The organism is Gymnodinialimonas sp. JB5-7 (assembly GCF_055693405.1).
Genome location: NZ_JBVFUX010000012.1, coordinates 458,891 through 476,769, shown reverse-complemented (window position 1 = coordinate 476,769; position 17,879 = coordinate 458,891). Strand labels below are relative to the sequence as shown.

Here is a 17,879-nt window from a genome sequence, read left to right as displayed (position 1 = left end):
CATGGGCGTGCCTTGCCGAGCGCGAGCCATGGGCGTAGCTGTTGCGGCCCAAGGAGAGACGCCGATGACATCCCCGATCCTGAAAGTCGACACGCTGACCAAGACCTATGAGGGCGGGTTCACCGCGCTCGATGCGGTCTCGCTTGAGATCATGGAGGGGGAGATCCTCGCCCTTCTGGGGCCGAACGGTGCGGGGAAGACAACGCTGATCTCGGCGATCTGCGGGATTGTGCAGCCGACCAGCGGTGCTGTGACGGTGGGTGGCCATGACACGCAACGCGACTACCGCGAAGCACGTAAGCTGATCGGATTGGTGCCGCAGGAAATCAATCTTGAGCCATTTGAGAAGGTCATCAACACGGTGCGGTTCTCGCGTGGGCTGTTTGGCAAGGCGCCCGATGACGCGAAGATCGAAGCGATCCTGCGCGACCTGTCTTTGTGGGACAAGAAAGACAGTGCCATCCGCGAGTTGTCGGGCGGCATGAAGCGCCGGGTTCTGATTGCCAAGGCGCTGAGCCATGAGCCGCGGGTGCTGTTCTTGGATGAGCCGACAGCGGGTGTCGACGTGGAATTGCGCCGCGACATGTGGGAGGTCGTCCGCCGCCTGCAGGAGTCTGGCGTGACGATCATTCTGACAACGCACTACATCGAAGAGGCCGAGGCAATGGCCGACCGGGTGGGCGTGATCAACAAGGGGCAAATCCTGTTGGTCGAGGAGAAGGGCGATCTGATGGCTCGGATGGGTCAGAAGGAATTGCGCATTGATCTGGCGGCTCCTTTGGAGGCTGTGCCCGAGGCGGTGGCCGACCGCGATCTGGAACTGGCCGAGAATGGCAAGCGCCTGACCTATCGCTATGACACGCGCGCGGAGCGGACGGGCATTGTCCGGCTGCTGAGCGCCTTGCAGGAGGCGGGCGTTCAGGTGGCGGATGTGGAAACCAAGCAATCGAGCCTTGAGGAAATCTTCGTGGGCCTTGTTCAAGAGGGAGAGCAGCCATGAACCTGCAAGCTGTCCGCGCGATCTATCGCTTTGAAATGGCACGCACATTCCGCACGATTGCGCAGTCCATCGTGTCGCCGGTCCTGTCGACATCGCTCTACTTCGTGGTGTTCGGCACGGCGATTGGATCTCGCATCGACCAAGTCGAGGGGGTGAGCTACGGCGCGTTCATCGTGCCGGGGCTGATCATGCTGACGGTGTTGACTCAGTCGATCTCGAACGCGTCGTTCGGGATCTATTTCCCGAAGTTTATTGGCACGATTTACGAGTTGTTGTCCGCCCCGGCCTCGTTCCTGGAAATCACGGCGGGGTATGTGCTGGCCGCAGCGACGAAGTCATTCATGATCGGGATCATCATCCTGATCACGGCGTTTTTCTTCGTCGATCTGCAGATCTTGCATCCGGTCTGGATGCTGACCTTCCTTGTCCTGACGTGTCTGTCTTTCAGCCTGTTCGGCTTCATCATCGGCATCTGGGCGCAGAATTTCGAGCAATTGCAGTTGATCCCGCTTTTGGCGGTGACGCCCTTGGTGTTCCTGGGGGGATCATTCTATTCGATCACCATGTTGCCGGATGTCTGGCAGACGATCAGCCTGTTCAACCCGGTGGTCTATCTGGTGAGCGGCTTTCGGTGGAGTTTCTTTGGTACGGCGGATGTGGCTTTGGTCTGGTCGATCATCGCGATTCTGGGGTTCACCGGGGCGTGTATCTTGACCATTGGCTGGATCTTCAAAACCGGCTGGCGGATCCGCGCGTGATCTGAAGGAGCGGCTTGCGCCGCGTCGTCTTTGCCTCGCTTGCCTGCTGGCGCAGGCGGCACTCAGGCACGGGGGCGCTGCCCCGCCGCGCCTTGCGCGACTCCCCGAGGTATTTTTGAAACAAGGAAGAGTCCTAGTCGGTGTGTTTGCCCGTCTTGGCCGGAGCGTCCAGTAGGCCCTCTGGCGGGTCGATGATGGCGCGACCGGATGTGAGGTCGACGGTGGGGACGATGGCGGCAGTGAAGGGGATAAGGACGCCATTGCCGAGGCCTTTTCCGCGCACTTCCAACAGGTCGCCTGCGCCATGGTTGAGAACGGCGGCGATCTTGCCGATTGTCTCGCCACCCGTGTCGAGGACGGTGAGGCCGATCAGGTCGGTATGGTAGAACTCATCATCCGGCAAGTTAGGCAAGGCCGTGCGCGGGGCGTAAAGGCGGGTGCCCTTAAGCGCGTCGGCCTGTTCCTTGGTTTGCACGCCCGAGAGTTTGACCGCGTAGCCGGTTTTGACGGGGCGGGTCAGGGTGATCTTGAAGGTTGTGGTGCCATCCTCCGTCCCAAGCGGGCCGTAGGAAGCGATATCGGACGGTTCCGCGCAGAAGCTTTTCACGCGCACTTCGCCGCGCACGCCAAAGGCGCCCATGATGGCGCCGACGCAGATGTGGTCAGGCATCGGCCGCATTCTCCATCAGCTTTGAAAATACACGGTGATCAAGACGAAAGCCGGGATCGAGAAAAGTGCTACAAGTACGCCGCCCAAACGGTTTCCCGTGATGATCATTATGAGGCTGACCGCAAGAAACAGGATGAAAAATGGAGCGACCCACAAGGCGCAAGCCTTTCTGCTGAAGACGCGAAAAAGGGGTGGGCGCAATACAGGCCCACCCCCGGCAACATCCTTATTCGGATGCGGTTTCTTCGGCTGCGGCTTCCTCTGCGGGGGCCTCTTCAACCGGGGCTTCTTCCTCGGCGGGGGCGGCTGCGGCTTCGGCTGCTTCTGCAGCTTTGGCGGCTTTCTCTTCGGCGCGCTCGACGGCTTTCTTGCCGGGTTGCGCTTTTTGCATGTTGGCGCGCTCTTTCTTCTCGATCACGCCTGCGGCCTCAAGGAAGCGGCTCACGCGGTCGGTGGGCTGGGCGCCTTTGTCGAGCCAGTGCTGCACACGCTCCATGTCCATCTTCACACGCTCTTCGCTGTCTTTGGGCAGGAGCGGGTTGTAAGTGCCGAGCTTTTCGATGAAGCGGCCGTCGCGGGGCATGCGGCTGTCGGCGGCCACGATGCGGTAGAAGGGGCGCTTTTTGGAGCCGCCGCGGGCCAGTCTGATTTTCATTGCCATGAGTGATAACTCCTTGAATTGGCTGAGTAAGGCGGGTGCCTTACGATTGATGTTGCTCGTGGTGGCGAATGACTTCGTCGATCACGAAACGTAGGAATTTCTTGGCGAATTCCGGGTCCAGATCGGCCCGGTTTGCCAGGTCTTCGAGCCGGGCGATCTGCGTGGCCTCGCGGGCCGGATCGCTCGGGGGAAGGTCGTGTTCGGCCTTCAATTGGCCGACGGCCTGGGTGTGCTTGAAGCGCTCACCCAGGGTGTAAATGAGGATCGCATCGAGGCGGTCGATGCTGTCGCGGTGGCCTGCCAAAACCTCGGCGGCGCGCGTGGTGGCGTCTTGTGTCATGGGGCCTCCGGGGCGGCAAAAACCGCTGTAGTGAAGCTGTAGTTTTCCTGTAGTTTTTCTGTAACTACATTTGTAGTGCATGCGCGGATCATGCGGCGACCTCCTGCCGGTGCAGGGTGGCGGTAGACCACGAGCGCGTCGGGATTGGGGTGCGCGGCCGCCTCATCGCGGGTGCAGCCCAGCCGTTCGGCGAGCGCAATGGAGCGCGTGTTGTCGCGGTGGATGTAGCTGACGGCGGTGTCCCAGCCGAAGGGGCCATAGCATTGGATGCGCACGGCCTGGGCGGCCTCGTAGGCGTATCCCTTGCCCTCGAAGCCGTCCCAAATCAGCCAGCCGATCTCACGCTCGGGCCATTCGTCCGGATACCAGCAGCCAACAAGACCGATGGGTGCGCCATCACGTTCGACGGTCCACATGCCGAAGCCGTGCAGGTGCCAATGGCCGATCTCGGCCGCGAAGAGAATCCAGGCGCTTTTCGGGTCTTTCGGACCGCCGGTGTGGATGGACCGATCCGAGGCGAAGAAATCGCGGAAGGCGGGATAGTCGCGCGCCTCGGGGCCGCGCAGGGTGAGACGCTCGGTGTGGAGGACGGGGATCATGCGGCGACCTCCGCCGGCGCTGGGTGACGCCAGATGTGCATCTTGCCAAACACGTCGTGGTCAAACGAGCCATCCGGGTGGCATCCGAGTTTCCGGGCAAGTGCGACAGACCGGGTATTGTCCGGGTTCACGAAGCTGGCGGCCTTGGACCAACCCAATGTGGAATAGGCGTAGTCTCGCGCCGCGAGTGCGGCTTCATAGGCGTAGCCCTTGCCTTCGCCGCCCTCGAACAGGGTCCGGGCGATCTCGGGTTCGGGCCAGTCATAAGGATAGAGCGGGCCTACGAGGCCTAGAGCGGTATCAGCGCCACCGGTTTCGGTAACAATCCAGCGGCCATAGCCGCGCATATCCCAATGGCCGATCAGAGCTGCAAGGTAGTTCCAGCTTTGCGTCTTGGTCGACGGGCCACCCACAAACCGCGCGCGGTCGGAGGCGCGGAAGGCGGCGATCGCGTCGAAGTCATCCAAGCGCGGCGCGCGCAGGGTGAGGCGTTCGGTCGTCAGGGTCGGGATCATGCCAGCACCTCCGCGAAGGGTGGGTGGCGGTAGACGACATCGTCGGGGTGCGGGCCGGAGGCGGCGCGGTCGATGGTGCAGCCCATCCGTTCTGCGAGCGCAATGGAGCGGGTGTTGGCGGCGTCGATATAGCTGACGGCGGTGTCCCAGCCGAGCACGTCATAGGCGTAGCGGCGGATTTCGACCATCGCCTCGTAGGCATAGCCTTGGCCCTCGGCCTCGGCGTCCCAGATCGTCCAGCTGAGTTCGGGTTCCGGCCAGCCCTCGGGGTTCCATGGGCCCATGGAACCGATGGGATCGTCGGAGCCTTTGGGTTGGAGGACGTAGACGCCGTAGCCGCGCAGGTGCCAGTGGCCGGACAGGATCGCAAGGATGCGCCAAGCGTGGCTGATATCCTTGTCGGCACCGCCGCCGATGAAGCTGGCGCGGTCGGACATGACGAAGGGGGCGAGCACGTCGAAATCGCGGGCCTCGGGCGCGCGGAGGATCAGACGCTCGGTCTCGAGCTGGGGGATATCCACAAGGCGGGGGATCATGCCGCATCCCTCCACAAGGTTGAGAAACCGCAAAGGATTGGACGGGAAACGGTGGATAAATCTGTGAGTATGGCTCGGATGTGCAAGATCATGCGGCATCTCCGTGCCGCCATACCTCGATGGTCACGTTTTCGGTTTCCGCGATCTGCGTCTCGGCGGTGGCATCGCGCTGCGCGCCTAGTCGGCGCGCGACGGCGCTGGATGCGGCATTGTCGGGGTCAATGTAGCTGACGCATGTGGGCAGGAGCGACAGGCCGAAATCGCGCGCGGCGCTGGCGGCTTCAGTGGCGTAGCCATGGCCGTGATGTTCGGGCAGATACATCCAGCCAAGCTCGGGCTCGTCGTCGCCCCATTCGAGGCCAACATGGGTGAAGCCGACCAAGCGTTCCGTCGTGCAGCTCGACCGCCCAAAGGCCGTGGCCGTGAAGCATCCAACCGGCGTTGTAGTAGCTGAACTCCGTCCAGGCTTCTTCGGCGTCAGCCTCGAACGGGGGGCGGCGAAGATCGCGGTCCAGGCGGGGAGGTCGTGCAAGGTGGGCGCGCGCAGGCGCAGGCGTGCGGTTTCCAGCACCGGGATGGAGGCCCGATGCATCGCCGCAGCGTCCGCTGCCGGCCCCGTTGGGGGCTGGGTGCAGCGCTTTGCGGTCATTTCTTCTTGTCGCCCCCGAGGCCCGGGAGGCCGGGCACTGCCGCCCGGAAGGCCACCGCCCATACCCTTCATGGCCTGTTCCAAAGCAGCCGGGTCCATCTTGGACGGGTCCATGCCGGCGGGCAGTCCGCCGGGCATCCCACCGGGCATGCCGCCTTTGCCCAGAAGCGCGCCGAGGCCGCCCTTCATCATGCCCTTCTTGCCCATTTTGCCGAGCTTCTTCATGGCATCGGCCATCTGGCGCTGCATCTTGAGCAGTTTGTTGAGGTCTGAGACCTCTTGCCCCGCACCGGCGGCGATGCGCTTCTTGCGGGAGGCTTGAGGAGGCCCGGATTGGCGCGTTCGCGTTTGGTCATGGAGTTGATCAGTGCGATCTGGCGTTTGACCATGGTGTCGTCAAAGCCCGCCTCTTCGATCTGCTTCGACATCTTGGCCATGCCGGGCATCATGCCCATCATGCCCTGCATGCCGCCCATCTTCTGCATCTGCTCAAGCTGGCTGGCGCAGGTCGTTCATGTTGAACATACCCTTCTGGAAGCGCTTCATCATGCGCTCGGCCTGTTCGGCCTCCAGCGTTTCCTGCGCCTTTTCGACGAGGGCCACGATGTCGCCCATGCCGAGGATGCGGCCCGCGATGCGCTCGGGCTCGAACGTTTCGATGGCGTCCATTTTTTCGCCGAGGCCGACGAAGCGGATGGGTTTGCCGGTGATCTGACGCATTGACAGCGCGGCACCGCCGCGCCCGTCGCCGTCCATCCGGGTGAGGACGACGCCCGAGACGCCGATCTTGTCGTCGAATTCGGTGGCGACGTTCACGGCGTCCTGGCCGGTGAGGCCGTCGACGACGAGGAGCGTTTCGCGGGGTTGGGCCACGTCGCGGACGGCGGCGGCCTGGGCGATCAGCTCCTGGTCGATGTGGAGACGGCCGGCGGTGTCGAGCATGTAGACGTCGTAGCCTGCGAGGGAGGCTTGGGTCTTGGCGCGCTTGGCGATCTGGACGGGGTCTTCGCCGGGCACGATGGGCAGCGTGTCGACGCCGATCTGCGTGCCGAGGATGGCCAGTTGTTCCATGGCCGCGGGGCGGTTGGTGTCGAGGGACGCCATGAGGACTTTCTTGCCCTCGCGATCCTTGAGGCGCTTGGCGAGTTTGGCGGTGGTCGTCGTCTTGCCCGAGCCCTGGAGGCCGACCATGAGGATCGGGGCGGGCGGGTTGTCGATCTTCAGTTTGCCAGGGTCGCTGTCGCCGGTGAGGGTGGCGATCAGCTCATCATGGACGATCTTGATGACCTGCTGGCCGGGCGTGACCGATTTGGTGACGGCGGCACCGGTGGCTTTCTTTTCGACTGCTTTGATGAAGGAGCGGGCGACGGGGAGGGAGACGTCGGCCTCAAGCAGGGCGACGCGCACTTCGCGCATGGCGGTGCGGACGTCATCCTCGGACAGCGCACCTTGCTTGGTGAGGCGGTCAAAGACGCCGGAAAGGCGTTCGGACAGATTTTCAAACATCGGGCTGTGCCCCTTCTCGCGGTTTGCCGGGTGAACCCCCTAGATGGGGGCGGTGCCCGTCAACCCAAGTCCCAATGCGACTTACCCCCGTGGGCGAAACTCGCTGACGGGGGGCGATCCTACGAACGCGCGCGGGACCGGGAAGCTTTGGCTTTCCGGCTATTCGAGAGTTCGTTTAGGAGTGTCAGCGTGTGGAGTCAATCATTGGCGGAGCTAAATAGAGCCGGATCGCTGTCCGGCGGGTACGTGTGGATGCGCCAAGGGCGCGCAACCTGCAATGGTCGAGTTCTGCGAGAAACTCCAACGCGTCGTCACGCGAGGTGCGGAACAGCGCCTGACGGGAGGCGTCAGCGGAGAAGGCGATTGTGATATCCACAGGAGACGCATTTGCGATCGGATCACGCGCGTTCAGTGTTCGTGCGCCGATCCATTCCAGCGATCCTGCGTCGATGGTTTGGCGTGATGTTCCCAATGGCCCGCGTTGCGCAATCGAAATGACGCGGCCCTTTACGTTGAAGGTCACGATTTTCTCAAACGGCAGGCAAGATGTCACCAAAACGACGGCCCCTGCCGCGTAGACCAATGCGGGTGTGGAGATCAGACCGGTTGCCAGGAACAAGAGCGCAACGCCGAGGAACGTAAGGGCGAAGATCAGACGTGCAAAGTAGTGGCGGCGGCTGCTTTGTTGGACCACCAAGCTCTTCTCGGTCCGTTCAACGATGCGGGGCGGCGAATAATAGATCAATGTCGACAGGCTTAGCTGGTGCACGTCGCTGTTAGGTCGACAACATCACCGGCCAGCATGTCCGCGTCCGCATGGAGCGTGAAGGAGCGTCGCAGGCTCATCTCGTCCCACTCCGCCTGTGTGGCGGGGGGCGCTGTGGTTGGCCTTGTGCCGGGATCGCCGAACAAGGTCAGCGCCATGGGGCCATCGAAGTTCTGGCCGGCGAAGGTCAGCCCTTCTACATCATAGGCGTAGACCCCGATCAGGTCCGCCGCCGATCCGCGTGAGGTGGTGATAAGCGTCCAGATCCGGCCTGAGATGGCATCGCCGATGGTCATCTGGCCGGTGGCGAAATGGGCCATTGTGCCCCCTCTTGCCGGAAGGTCCGGCCGTCGGTCTCAAACTCGGCCGTGCCGGGCATCTCGGTTCCGGGTGCGATGAAGCCCACGCCTTGCGTGACCTCGATGGTGAAGTCGATGGTGCAGATCTGCGCCGTGGCAGGGGCGGCAAGGCACAGGGCAAGGGCGGTCGTGATCCAGCGCATGGCGCGAGGGTAGCACGGATTGCCCGCCGCACAAATCGAGCGCGGCGGGTTTGGCCTGTTCAGGCTGGCTGGCCCGTCAATTGCCCGCGATGCACGTAGAGCACGTAGGCGGCGAGAAGACCCAGAACAGCGGCGGGGAGCGCCGAGGGGCCGAGCACCAGAAGGTGGAAGCCGACAGCGCAGATCATGGTTGCCACCAGCAGGGCCGACCCGAATGCCTGCTTGCCCGGCACCCACAGCAGGATGGCGGCGCCAACCTCGATCATTCCGGTGACATAGCGGAACCACTGGCCCCAGCCGATGGCGTCAAACGTGGCGACCATCATGTCCGCGCCGATCAGTTTCGCAGCGCCTGCCGCGACAAAGGCCAGCGTCAGCAGGGCCTTCACGGCGAGGGAGGTATTTGCTGATCATGCTGCCAGCGCCTCGACCTGCGCGTTTGCTTTCGACATGGACGCTTCGGCATCCACCATGAGCCTGTCCGCCGTGACAAGGCTGACATCGGTGATGCCGATGAAGCCAAGGACGTGACGCATATAGTCGGTGGCAAAGTCGATGTCGGACCCGGCCTCGGTCCCGCCGGAGGCGACGACGAGGATCGCGCGCTTGCCAGTCAGCAAGCCCTTTGGCCCGGTCTCGGTGTATTTGAACGTCACGCCGGCGCGGGCGACCTGATCCACCCATGCTTTCAACGCGGCTGGCACGCCGAAATTGTAGATCGGAACACCGATGACGAGGGTGTCGGCGGATTTGATCTCGGCCACGAGGGTGTCGGAAAGGGCGAGTTTTTCGGCCTGTTCGGCGCTGCGTTGATCAGCGGGGGTGAAGTTTGCGCCGACCCAGGCTTCATCAATCAAGGGAAGGCCGTAGGCGAGGTCGCGGGTGATGATCTGCACAGGCGCCAGATGATCAATGACCTTGGTGGTCAGGTCGCGTGAGGTCGATCCTTCGCGGCGGGCGGAGGCATCAATGCGGAGAACGGTATCTGTCATTGGTCGGGTCCTTTTGGGATGCATTCGATGCCCGAAAGTTGCGATGTGCGCCAAAATCCACAATTCTATGATTGCGCAGCTATTCTGTTCATTTTCGCACCATTTCTGCGAAGCCGTTGATTTGTTGGCGTTGCATTGCGCGATTTGTGCGCGCATGGTCGTGGAAATGCTGATCTTTGTGAAAGGACGCACAGAACCATGGACAATTGGGATGAGGTGCGAACGGCGTTTCAGGTCGCCAAATTGGGGACTGTGTCCGGGGCTGCGGAGGCGCTGGGTGTGCACCATGCGACGGTCATTCGGCACATAGATGCGCTGGAAGGGCGTTTGGGGGCGAAGTTGTTCCAACGCCATGCCCGTGGCTATACCGCAACCGAGGCGGGGCAGGATCTGCTTTCGGTGGCTGGCCAGACGGACGATCAGTTCACGCAGCTTGCGGGCCGGATCAAGGGGCGCGGCGATGAGGTGACGGGTGAGTTGATCGTCACCTCGCTTGGCGCGTTGTCGCCATTGCTGGTTCCAACGGTCGCGCGGTTTCAGGAAAAGCATTGCGGATCTGCGGGTGCGCCTGATCTCGGACGCGCGGTTGTTCCGGCTGGAATATGGCGAGGCGCATGTCGCGATCCGGGCGGGCAAGTTACCGGACCAGCCGGACAATATCGTGCAGCACTTCTTCACACAGACCCTGAAGCTGGTTGCCAGCCGCAGTTATGTGAACCGGTTCGGGATGCTGACGGGCGATAATGTGGAGCGAGCATCGCTTTGTCGGCACCACGGAAGAGACCCCGCGTGCGCCGTACTTTCGCTGGCTGAATGAGAATGTTCCAGGCAGCACCATCTTTTTCCGCGCGTCTTCAATGGTGGCGGTGAAGGAGGCGGTTTTGGCGGGGATCGGGATCGGTTTTGTGGCGTCCTGGGATCTGGACCGGACCGATGATCTGGTGGAGATGTTGCCGCCGCTTGAGGATTGGACAGCGAAGATCTGGCTTGTGACGCATATGGATCTGCATCGCACGGCGAAGGTGCAGACCTTCGTGCGCCACCTGAAGGATGAGGTGAAGACCTGGCCCGTTGAGTGATGCCATGAGCCGGACCGCGCCAGGTGTTTCGCCGCGGCGCGGCCGCGCGCGACCAGGCCGGCGCAGCCGGGGGCGCATGCGCCCCGTGCCTGCGCCGGCGGTTGCATCCGGTCGGTTCGGGGCGGCGCGGGATTGCGGACGGTCGAGGGGGCTGTCTGCCCCCGCTGACGCTCCCCGAGCATATTTAGGGAACAAAGATGAGCGCGGCCATCGGCACGGCACGCGGCGGACATCTGGCGATGCTCCTGTTCTCGGCGCTGGTGGCGGGATCGTTTAGCCTTGGTGGGCAGGTGGCGGCAGGAGATTGCGCCGACGGCGTTTGAACGCGGTGCGGTTCGCGATTGCCGCGGTGATTATGGGGGCGGTTGTGTGGGCGCGGGGTGCAGCGGTCCGATCGGCCTTGGTGGCGCCGTGGCGCTATCTGATCCTGGGTGGGCTGTTCGCGATCTATTTCGTTTTGATGTTCGAGGGGTTGAAGACGGCGCCGCCAGTTAGTGCGGCGGCGGTGTTCACGTTGACGCCTTTGATGTCGGCGTTGTTTGGCTGGTTGCTGCTGCGGCAGGTGGTGGATGGACGGATTGCGCTGGCGTTGGCGATCGGGGCGGTGGGTGCGGCTTGGGTGATCTTTCGCGCGGACCTTTCGGCGCTGCTGGCGTTCGAAGTGGGCCGGGGGGAGGCGATCTATTTCGTGGGCTGCATTGCGCATGCGGTTTACACGCCGATGGTGCGGAAGCTGAACCGGGGAGAGCCTGTGCTGGTCTTCTCGTTCCTGACGCTGGTGGCCTGCGCGGGGTGCATCGCGATCTGGGGTGTGGGGGATTTGGCGGCGACCGATTGGGCTGGGCTGCGGCCGATGGTCTGGATTGCCATTGCCTACGTCGCGATCTTTGCCAGTGCAGCGACGGTGTTCCTGATCCAGTTCGCCTCCATGCGGCTGCCATCATCGAAGGTGATGGCCTACACCTACCTGACGCCAAGCTGGGTGATCCTGTGGGAGATCGCGCTGGGCCAGCCGGTGCCCGGCGGGCTGGTTCTGGTGGGCATCGGGCTGACGGTGCTGGCGCTGGGGATGCTGTTGAAGGAGTGAGCGCGGCGCGCGACGCGGGTGCTTTGAGGCGGATCAAGGCGCGCTTTGGCCACGTTTGTTAGCTTTGGCGGGAAAGGAGACTTTCCATGCCCGCTGCAACCACCCGAGCTGAGCTATTGGACGTTCACGACAAGGAGTGGCGCAAGTTGTCGGCGTTGCTGGAGGCCGTGCCGGATGACTTGGCAGGGACGAAGGATGCGGATGAGACCAGCATCAAGGATATTCTGACACACCGGGCGCATTGGATTGGGTTGTTCTTTCAATGGCAGGCGGAAGGCGAGGCCGCGCAGATGCCGGACCATGGGGTCAAGTGGAATGCGTTGAAGCCCTACAATGCGGGCTTGCGGGAGCTTTATGCGGACGTCCCTTGGACGGAGGCCCGAGCGAACGTTGGCGCGGGAGGCCGAGCGGCTGCGCGACTGGATTGCGGCACAGGACGAGGCCACGCTTTACGGCGGGCCTATGCCGGGTGGCACGGGTTGGACGCGGGGGCGCTATGCCGAGGCTGCGGGGCCGAGCCATTTCCGGTCTGCGGCGAAGTATGTGCGGGCGCGGATGAAGGCAGCGCGGTGACTATTCGGACTCCGGGATGTCCCAGCCATCATCGCCGCCCTCGCCGGGCAAATCCTCGGTTGTCCATTGCATCACCATCTCGAACATATCGTCGGGAATGCGGGACAGGTCGTAGGTGATCGCGCCGAGGGGCGCGGGGAGAGCTACGGTTTGGGTCATGCGGTCGCCGGAGCAGGTGTAGGTGATGACCGGGTTGAAGCCGCCACCCGGAGGTGCAGGCATCAGGGGGATCGTGCCGGTTGTTCCGTCGGACGTCGTAACGGTGGTCTGCCCGGTCAGGTTGCCGGCACCGCCGGGCAGGAAGCACATGTCGAGCGTGCCGCCGATGGCGGAGAAATAGCCCACGGTGGTGACGGTCTGGCCGGTCATCTCGAAGGTCGTGACGTTGCCCTCGTCGTCGCGGGTGGCGGTGACGCCGTTCACGCCGATGGGGAAGGTTTCAAAGAAGCCGTCGTCGTAGATGACCATGCCCACGGGGCGGCCCAGGTCGTTGAAATTGGCGCGGACCGTGTCGGGCATGGAGCGCATCGCTTGTTCAAGCGCCTCGGGGATCGTGCTGTCGCCGATCCACGCGCCGACGAGACAGGTCTCAATGGGGCCTGTGGGCTCGGTGCAGGTGGCTTGGGAGAGGGCCGGGGAGGCCGTGAGAGCCAGGAGGGCAGTAAGGGCGAGGCGCATGGAAAGGATCCTTTCGGACGCAAGCTTAGCAGGTTTGCCGTTTTGCGTCGCTGGGGGTTTTCCTGTGCGCGCGTCCCTCAGGCGCCCCAGCGTTCGTCGTTGAAATCGGTCCACCAGGCCTCTTCCGAGGGCAGGCCTGCGGCTTGGGCCTTTGCAAAAATACGGGCGCGGGACGGGTGATCCGGATCGAAGATCATGTCGATGTCCTCAGAAAGCCCCGGCCAGACCATTTCGATGGCAATGTGGGCCCATGCGGGCGGCATCGGCCACCCACGCGAGATAGGCGAGACGGCCGGTTTCATCGAGGTCTGCTGCATGATCGCGCCATCAGGCGTGGAAGGTGTGGATATAGTCTTCGCCCGCGCCCATCCGCCATGCGATGTATATGGGGTGGGCTTGGGGAAATTTGACCCAAGGCGGCTCTATCATGGGTCAGGGCTTTCGGAGGTGCCGAGTTCACGTTCCAGAAACGCCTCGAACGCATCGAGGTTCACCGGCTCGAACTGACCGAACCCCTGCATCCAGACGGAGGCGGCTTTCATCGCGTCGGGTTCCAGCTTGCACCATTTCACGCGGCCGCGTTTTTCCTGGGTGATGAGGCCCGCATTGGTCAGGACGTTGAGGTGCTTGGAGATGGCTGCAAGCGACATCTCGAACGGATCGGCCACGTCGGTGACGGCCATGTCATCCTCCAGCAACATCTGCAGGATCGCGCGGCGGGTGGGGTCCGCCAGGGCGGCAAAGACAGTGTCGAGCGTTTGGGCCATGGAGCGATTAGGGCGTTTGAGGTGCAATCGTCAACCAAATGGTTGAATATGAGCTTTGGGCCGGGCAGGGTGCGGCGAGACTGTCGCACTGTAAAATAATGTAAGCATCTTTCAATGACTATAGATGCTCAACCGATGCGTTGACTCTGGGTGTCCCGCTGCATAGGTTCCGCGCTACTTCCCTGTGGGGTGTTTCAGGCATGGCCGAGAGTGACGAAGACCGCATGCGCGCGCTGGAAGCGCGGATCGCGGCGGCAAAGTCCAGGGCCGAGCCGGAGCGCAAGCACATGGAGGAGCATTATTCGCAGGCGCAGCTTGCCTGGCGGATGGTGATTGAGCTGGTGGCCGGAATGGCGATTGGCTTTGGAATTGGATACGGGCTCGATTGGGCACTTCGGCACAACGCCTTGGCTGATGATCGTGTTTATACTTCTGGGCTTCATAGCCGGGGTCAAAACCATGATCCGCTCGGCGAAAGAGGTTCAAAAAGCCGCTGAAAAGCAGGCGCAAACGGAGACGCAGGATGGCGACTGAAAGCACGAATTCGCAGGCCAAAAGCGGTGGCGGCAAGGTTGTTGGCTTTGTTCTGTTCGGTCTGGCTGCATCATCGCGTTCATCGCAGCGCTGATGGACGACTATGACGGCGGGCTTTCGATCCACCCGATGGATCAGTTCATCGTGTCGCCGCTGTTCGGGGACGGAGCGGTTGGTCCGTTCACGATCACCAACGCGACGATGTGGTTCGGTCTGGCGGTTTTGGCGGTGATTGCGATCATGGTGCTGGGCACGCGCGGTCGTGCGGTTATCCCGTCGCGCAGCCAGTCCATTGCGGAGCTTGCCTATGGGTTCGTGCGCAACATGGTGGAGGACGTGGCAGGCAAGGATGCGTTGCCGTACTTCCCCTACATCTTCACACTGTTCCTCTACATTCTGTGCGCCAACTTTCTGGGCCTGATCCCGTGGCAGTTTCACCACAACCTCGCACATCGCCGTGACGGCGATCCTTGCGGCGGCGGTGTTCCTGACGGTGACGATCCTGGGTTTCGTGAAGAATGGCGCCGGGTTCCTGAGCCTGTTCTGGGTGTCGTCGGCACCGCTTGCGCTGCGCCCGATCCTGGCGATCATCGAGTTGATTTCGTACTTCGTGCGTCCCGTCAGCCATTCCATTCGTCTGGCCGGTAACGTCATGGCGGGCCACGCGGTTCTGAAGGTGTTCGCGGGCTTTGCGGGCGCTTTGGGCCTGGCCGGTGTCGCGCCGATCCTTGGGGTGGTGGCGATCTATGGCCTCGAAGTGCTGGTGTCGGCCATTCAGGCCTACGTGTTCACCATTCTGACGTGTGTCTATCTGAAGGACGCGCTTCACCCGCATCACTAATTCTCTTGCGGGGCAAGCGCGCCCTGTGAGAACGCAACTTCCAACGTAAGGAGAACTGTTATGGAAGGCGATATCGCAAGCATGGGTCAATTCATCGGTGCAGGCCTCGCAGCCATCGGCTCGGGCGCTGCTGCCATCGGTGTGGGCCACGTGGCCGGCAACTTCCTCGCCGGCGCCCTGCGCAACCCCTCCGCGGCTGCTGGTCAGACCGCAACCCTCTTCATCGGCATCGCGTTCGCCGAGGCACTGGGCATCTTTGCCTTCCTCGTCGCGCTGCTGCTGATGTTCGCTGTCTAAGACAGAGAGCTAAGATCCTTACGTCGGGCGCGCCATCCAAGCGGTGGCGCGCCACGTAAACCACCCGGCCCGGAGGATATCATGGCAGACGATGCCGAAAATACAGGCCATGGCGGTGCTGAAGCCGGCCTAGAGGTTGCTGTCGGAACCGATCACGGTGCGACGGACGCCCCCGGTATGCCGCAACTGGATTTTGCCACGTTCGACAACCAGGTCTTCTGGCTCGTTGTGACGCTGGTCGCGATTTACCTGATCCTGTCGAAGATCGCCTTGCCGCGGATTTCGGCGGTGATTGCGGAACGGCAGGGGACGCTGACGAACGATCTGGCGGCGGCCGAAGATCTGAAGCGTCAGGCGGCTGAGGCGGAAGAAAGCTATAACACGGCTCTGGCCAATGCGCGCGCGGAAGCGCAGCGGATCAGCCAGGAGACCCGTGACGAGATCCAGGCACAGCTGCAGGTCGAGATCGACAAGGCAGATGCCGAGATCGCCGCCAAGACCGCGGAGTCGACCGCACGGATCGGTGAGATCCAGGCGAGCGCCGTGGCGACCGCGGAAGAAGTGGCGCGCGACGTGGCCGCGGAAATCGTTCAGGCGCTGGCGCCTGGACAGGATGTAGATGCTGACGCGGTGGCTGCCGCAGTGTCGGCGCGGGTGCAGGGGTGAGAGACATGCGGTATCTGACGATTGCATTCCTTGCGCTGGCGACCCCAGCCATGGCCGCTGAGGACGGATACGAGCCCGGCTATGGCCTTGTGTCGTTGTTCAACACCGACTGGGTTGTCCTGATCGGCTTCCTCGTCTTCCTTGGCATCGTGTTCTACTTCGGCGTGCCTGCCATGTTGGGCGGTATGCTCGACAAGCGTGCGGAAGGCATCAAGGCCGAGCTGGATGAAGCCCGCGCGTTGCGCGAAGAGGCGCAGACGCTTCTGGCCTCCTACGAGCGCAAGGCGCGCGAAGTGGAAGAGCAGAGCCAGCGGATCGTGGCCGAGGCGAAGGCCAATGCCGAGGACGCTGCCGAGCAGGCCAAAGGTGAGATCGCGCGGTCCATCGCGCGGCGTTTGGCGGCGGCGGAAGATCAGATCGCCAGTGCCGAACAGAAAGCCAATCGCGCTGTGCGTGATCAAGCGGCCTCGGTGGCGGTTGCGGCTGCGGCTGAGGTGATTGCCAAGGGCACGAAAGCGGCCGATCAGAACAAGATGATCGACGATGCGATTGCTGAGGTGGAGCGTCAGCTGCACTGAGGTTGTCGCGTTACTGGATTGAGAAGCCCCGCCCGATTTGAGGCGGGGCCTTTTCGTTTTTGAGAGAGCGGCGGGATGGCGCGCCGCCCACCCGCCCGCCCCGTCGCACCATCCCGCCTTGCGAACAAGATCCTGGCGTTGTGCCGGAGGTGAGGAATTGGACTCTGCTGAGAAGCGCTTGAGGGGCAGGTCTGCCCCGTCAAGGCGCGGTTGCGATGGTCTGGGCGAGTCGTCTGGGCCTCAAGGATTGCCGCGCATCGCGCGGCGGCTTCGCCGTCCTTGACCCCCAGAAGACTCACCCGTGTTTTGCGGAATAGGTCGGGAGCAGATCGTCCTGCGCTGCTGTCGCGGCATAAACGCCGCGCGCGATGGCGCGGGTGAGGCAGAGGGCGGCGAGGTGGCCGAGCATGAGGGGATCAGCTTCGGCGCATCGGCGGTGCCGGTCGCCGCGGCGAAGACGAGATCACCGTCCATCGGCGTGTGGCTGGGATAGATCGTGCGGGCCATGCCGTCATGGGCAGCGGTGGCCATGCGGGTGGCTTGCGCTTGCGTGAGTGCGGCGTCAGTGGCGACGATGGCGATCGTGGTGTTCTGCGCGTCGCCGCCTTTGACAGGGGGGATGGCGTGTGGGTTGAACGATTGAGCGGGGCCATGGCCGCCAAATTCAGCCTGCATCTCAAACGGGGCCGCCCAGAAGTGTTTTGTGTCGCCTATTGTCACGCGGCCCAAAGCGTTGACGGCGACCAGCGCGCCAACGGTGATGCCGTTCAGGGTGGCGGACGCGGAGCCGAGACCGCCCTTGAGATCAGCGATGAGCGTGCCGGTGCCTGCGCCATGGCTGCCGAGTTGGAAGGCCTCGGAGGCGTTTGCGAGCGCCTCCGCGCCGAGGGCTTTATAGGGGTTCTCGGGCCAGTCCTTGTCGCCGCCGTTGATCAGGTCGAACAGGATCGCACCGGGGACAATCGGCACGGTCTGATCCCCCACGGCAAAGCCGCGCCCCTGCGCGCGGAGGGCATCGGCAACGCCGGATGCGGCATCAAGGCCGAAGGCAGAGCCGCCGGACAGGACCAGCGCGTCGGCCTCCTGCACCAGTTTGTCAGGCGCCAGCAGGTCGGTTTCGCGGGTGCCCGGCGCGCCGCCCATGACGTGAACGGCCGCGGTGAAGGGGCGGTCGCCGACAAGGACGGTGGTTCCGGTCTTGATATGGGCGTCCTGCGCATTCCCGACGCGAAGGCCAGTGACGTCGGTGATGAGGTTTCGGGGGCCGGGTTGGATCATGGAGACG

21 protein-coding genes and 7 pseudogenes are annotated in these 17,879 nt (G+C 63.1%); 11 read left to right on the top strand and 17 right to left on the bottom strand.

Annotated features, from left to right (window positions below; all coding sequences use genetic code 11):
- Positions 1 to 64 precede the first annotated feature (64 nt).
- A complete protein-coding gene (locus ACZ1HK_RS10205; protein ID WP_472628626.1) occupies positions 65 to 1,000 on the top strand; it encodes an ABC transporter ATP-binding protein in 936 nt (311 codons plus the stop codon).
- Positions 997 to 1,758, top strand: coding sequence for an ABC transporter permease (locus ACZ1HK_RS10200; protein ID WP_472628625.1), 762 nt, complete (start codon positions 997 to 999; stop codon positions 1,756 to 1,758). Before ACZ1HK_RS10205 ends, ACZ1HK_RS10200 begins: the two co-directional genes overlap by 4 nt.
- 133 nt (positions 1,759 to 1,891) lie before the next feature.
- Here ACZ1HK_RS10200 and rimM read toward each other — a convergent pair whose 3' ends face one another.
- The 13 genes and pseudogenes from rimM to ACZ1HK_RS10135 form a co-directional block, all read right to left on the bottom strand.
- Entirely contained in the window at positions 1,892 to 2,428 is a 537-nt protein-coding gene (rimM, locus tag ACZ1HK_RS10195; protein WP_472628624.1) for a ribosome maturation factor RimM, read from the bottom strand.
- Positions 2,429 to 2,654: 226 nt separating this feature from the next.
- Positions 2,655 to 3,089, bottom strand: a complete 435-nt coding sequence (gene rpsP, locus ACZ1HK_RS10190; RefSeq protein WP_472628623.1) for a 30S ribosomal protein S16 — start codon at positions 3,087 to 3,089, stop codon at positions 2,655 to 2,657.
- Positions 3,090 to 3,129: 40 nt separating this feature from the next.
- Positions 3,130 to 3,429, bottom strand: a complete 300-nt coding sequence (locus tag ACZ1HK_RS10185; protein WP_472628622.1) for a chorismate mutase — start codon at positions 3,427 to 3,429, stop codon at positions 3,130 to 3,132.
- On the bottom strand, positions 3,426 to 4,028 hold the full coding sequence (locus ACZ1HK_RS10180; RefSeq protein WP_472628621.1) for a GNAT family N-acetyltransferase: 603 nt from the start codon (positions 4,026 to 4,028) through the stop codon (positions 3,426 to 3,428). The genes ACZ1HK_RS10185 and ACZ1HK_RS10180 overlap by 4 nt, the downstream gene beginning before the upstream one ends.
- Positions 4,025 to 4,543: a GNAT family N-acetyltransferase gene (locus ACZ1HK_RS10175; RefSeq protein WP_472628620.1), complete on the bottom strand. Its 519-nt coding sequence runs from the start codon at positions 4,541 to 4,543 to the stop codon at positions 4,025 to 4,027. Before ACZ1HK_RS10175 ends, ACZ1HK_RS10180 begins: the two co-directional genes overlap by 4 nt.
- Positions 4,540 to 5,079 (bottom strand): GNAT family N-acetyltransferase, encoded by a 540-nt coding sequence (locus ACZ1HK_RS10170; RefSeq protein ID WP_472628619.1) that lies wholly within the window; start codon positions 5,077 to 5,079, stop codon positions 4,540 to 4,542. The genes ACZ1HK_RS10175 and ACZ1HK_RS10170 overlap by 4 nt, the downstream gene beginning before the upstream one ends.
- An 88-nt stretch (positions 5,080 to 5,167) precedes the next feature.
- Entirely contained in the window at positions 5,168 to 5,671 is a 504-nt protein-coding gene (locus ACZ1HK_RS10165) for a GNAT family N-acetyltransferase (RefSeq protein ID WP_472630817.1), read from the bottom strand.
- A gap of 69 nt (positions 5,672 to 5,740) precedes the next feature.
- Positions 5,741 to 7,234 (bottom strand): annotated as a pseudogene (gene ffh, locus ACZ1HK_RS10160) (signal recognition particle protein); the annotation flags it as partial.
- 184 nt (positions 7,235 to 7,418) lie between these two features.
- Positions 7,419 to 7,979, bottom strand: coding sequence for a hypothetical protein (locus ACZ1HK_RS10155; protein ID WP_472628618.1), 561 nt, complete (start codon positions 7,977 to 7,979; stop codon positions 7,419 to 7,421).
- A gap of 11 nt (positions 7,980 to 7,990) precedes the next feature.
- The gene (locus ACZ1HK_RS10150; RefSeq protein WP_472628617.1) at positions 7,991 to 8,320 is read right to left on the bottom strand and encodes a hypothetical protein; all 330 of its coding nucleotides are present in this window, start codon (positions 8,318 to 8,320) and stop codon (positions 7,991 to 7,993) included.
- A complete protein-coding gene (locus ACZ1HK_RS10145) occupies positions 8,293 to 8,502 on the bottom strand; it encodes a hypothetical protein (RefSeq protein WP_472628616.1) in 210 nt (69 codons plus the stop codon). The genes ACZ1HK_RS10150 and ACZ1HK_RS10145 overlap by 28 nt, the downstream gene beginning before the upstream one ends.
- Positions 8,503 to 8,561: 59 nt before the next feature.
- Complete coding sequence (locus tag ACZ1HK_RS10140) at positions 8,562 to 8,891, bottom strand: DoxX family protein (protein WP_472628615.1); 330 nt, start codon at positions 8,889 to 8,891, stop codon at positions 8,562 to 8,564.
- A 21-nt stretch (positions 8,892 to 8,912) separates the two neighbouring features.
- Complete coding sequence (locus ACZ1HK_RS10135; RefSeq protein ID WP_472628614.1) at positions 8,913 to 9,494, bottom strand: FMN-dependent NADH-azoreductase; 582 nt, start codon at positions 9,492 to 9,494, stop codon at positions 8,913 to 8,915.
- A gap of 198 nt (positions 9,495 to 9,692) precedes the next feature.
- Here ACZ1HK_RS10135 and ACZ1HK_RS10130 point away from each other — a divergent pair.
- The 4 genes and pseudogenes from ACZ1HK_RS10130 to ACZ1HK_RS10115 all read left to right on the top strand — a co-directional run bounded on the left by ACZ1HK_RS10130 (position 9,693) and on the right by ACZ1HK_RS10115 (position 12,233).
- Positions 9,693 to 10,573 (top strand): annotated as a pseudogene (locus ACZ1HK_RS10130) (LysR family transcriptional regulator).
- Positions 10,574 to 10,770: 197 nt separating this feature from the next.
- A pseudogene (locus ACZ1HK_RS10125) lies at positions 10,771 to 11,660 on the top strand (DMT family transporter).
- Between the two features lie 86 nt (positions 11,661 to 11,746).
- Positions 11,747 to 11,992, top strand: a pseudogene (locus tag ACZ1HK_RS10120) (ClbS/DfsB family four-helix bundle protein); the annotation flags it as partial.
- Between the two features lie 22 nt (positions 11,993 to 12,014).
- Positions 12,015 to 12,233, top strand: coding sequence for a ClbS/DfsB family four-helix bundle protein (locus tag ACZ1HK_RS10115; RefSeq protein WP_472630924.1), 219 nt, complete (start codon positions 12,015 to 12,017; stop codon positions 12,231 to 12,233).
- Here ACZ1HK_RS10115 and ACZ1HK_RS10110 read toward each other — a convergent pair whose 3' ends face one another.
- The 3 genes from ACZ1HK_RS10110 to ACZ1HK_RS10100 all read right to left on the bottom strand — a co-directional run bounded on the left by ACZ1HK_RS10110 (position 12,234) and on the right by ACZ1HK_RS10100 (position 13,678).
- The gene (locus ACZ1HK_RS10110) at positions 12,234 to 12,911 is read right to left on the bottom strand and encodes a hypothetical protein (protein WP_472628613.1); all 678 of its coding nucleotides are present in this window, start codon (positions 12,909 to 12,911) and stop codon (positions 12,234 to 12,236) included.
- A gap of 77 nt (positions 12,912 to 12,988) precedes the next feature.
- Positions 12,989 to 13,228, bottom strand: coding sequence for a hypothetical protein (locus ACZ1HK_RS10105; RefSeq protein ID WP_472628612.1), 240 nt, complete (start codon positions 13,226 to 13,228; stop codon positions 12,989 to 12,991).
- 108 nt (positions 13,229 to 13,336) lie between these two features.
- Entirely contained in the window at positions 13,337 to 13,678 is a 342-nt protein-coding gene (locus ACZ1HK_RS10100) for an ArsR/SmtB family transcription factor (RefSeq protein WP_472628611.1), read from the bottom strand.
- A 200-nt stretch (positions 13,679 to 13,878) separates the two neighbouring features.
- Here ACZ1HK_RS10100 and ACZ1HK_RS10095 point away from each other — a divergent pair.
- From ACZ1HK_RS10095 to ACZ1HK_RS10075, 5 genes and pseudogenes are all read left to right on the top strand, one after another.
- A pseudogene (locus ACZ1HK_RS10095) lies at positions 13,879 to 14,212 on the top strand (AtpZ/AtpI family protein).
- Between the two features lie 93 nt (positions 14,213 to 14,305).
- Positions 14,306 to 15,053 (top strand): annotated as a pseudogene (locus ACZ1HK_RS10090) (F0F1 ATP synthase subunit A).
- 60 nt (positions 15,054 to 15,113) lie between these two features.
- Complete coding sequence (locus ACZ1HK_RS10085; protein ID WP_368476381.1) at positions 15,114 to 15,350, top strand: F0F1 ATP synthase subunit C; 237 nt, start codon at positions 15,114 to 15,116, stop codon at positions 15,348 to 15,350.
- Between the two features lie 81 nt (positions 15,351 to 15,431).
- Positions 15,432 to 16,016 carry a F0F1 ATP synthase subunit B' gene (locus ACZ1HK_RS10080; RefSeq protein ID WP_472628610.1) on the top strand — a complete coding sequence of 195 codons (585 nt, stop codon included), beginning with the start codon at positions 15,432 to 15,434 and terminating at the stop codon, positions 16,014 to 16,016.
- Positions 16,013 to 16,594: a F0F1 ATP synthase subunit B gene (locus ACZ1HK_RS10075; RefSeq protein WP_472628609.1), complete on the top strand. Its 582-nt coding sequence runs from the start codon at positions 16,013 to 16,015 to the stop codon at positions 16,592 to 16,594. Before ACZ1HK_RS10080 ends, ACZ1HK_RS10075 begins: the two co-directional genes overlap by 4 nt.
- Before the next feature lie 295 nt (positions 16,595 to 16,889).
- Here the strand turns inward: ACZ1HK_RS10075 and ACZ1HK_RS10070 are convergent.
- A pseudogene (locus ACZ1HK_RS10070) lies at positions 16,890 to 17,869 on the bottom strand (P1 family peptidase).
- Positions 17,870 to 17,879 lie beyond the last annotated feature (10 nt).